1 protein-coding gene and 1 pseudogene are annotated in these 680 nt (G+C 70.4%); one reads left to right on the top strand and one right to left on the bottom strand.

Features of this window, described 5'->3' with window-relative positions; translation table 11 throughout:
* A partial coding sequence (locus tag LPA54_RS34355; RefSeq protein ID WP_228984573.1) for a helix-turn-helix domain-containing protein occupies positions 1 to 220 on the bottom strand: 220 nt, incomplete at its 3' end.
* A 178-nt stretch (positions 221 to 398) separates the two neighbouring features.
* Here LPA54_RS34355 and LPA54_RS34360 point away from each other — a divergent pair.
* Positions 399 to 680: pseudogene (locus tag LPA54_RS34360) on the top strand (alpha-galactosidase); the annotation flags it as partial.

Consider the following 680-nt stretch of genomic DNA (forward strand, 5'->3'; position numbering starts at 1 on the left):
CTGGTGGAGGACGCGGGCGGACCTCCGCGCCCGCGTCCTCCACCAGATAGCCGGCCTCGAGCAGCGGCCGGACGGCCTTGGTGACCGCCGCCGGGGACAGTCCCGTCCGCCGGGCCGCCTCCTGCCGGGTGAGCGGGCCGTGCGTCAGGACGGTGGTGAAGATCTGGGAGGCCGCCGGGGTGCGCGCCGGGAACGTCTCGGCGGGCGCGGTCGAGGGCATGGCCGGGAACCTAGGCTCCTTATTTTCCTCTGTCAATGAAAGCAGTCTTCTTTCTTTCGAAGGCCATAGAGAGCGCTCTTGAACCTTGTAAATGCAGGAGCCGGTCAGCTCTTGACACATGATCGAAGGCCGCGCTTGGGTGTGCGGTGCAATCCCCTGACGCTGATCGTGAGGCACCATGCCGCTCATCACCCGCTCCCCGGACACCGGGGTCTGGCTGCTCACCACCCCGCGCACCTCGTACGCGCTGTGGATCGACGAGACCGGCGCGCCCTGTCACGTGGCGTGGGGCCCCCGCCTCACAGCCGAGGAGGCGGACACGCTCGCGGCGCCCTTCACGGAGCCGTCGAACAGCTTCGAGGGGCGGCCGGCCGTGGGCGAGGAACTGCCCGTGGACGGGGGCACCCGCTACGGGCCGCCCTCCCTCCAGGTGCGGTACGCGGACGGCTCCCGCGCCTTC

It is taken from the genome of Streptomyces sp. DH12 (assembly GCF_020873895.1).
GTDB lineage: Bacteria > Actinomycetota > Actinomycetes > Streptomycetales > Streptomycetaceae > Streptomyces.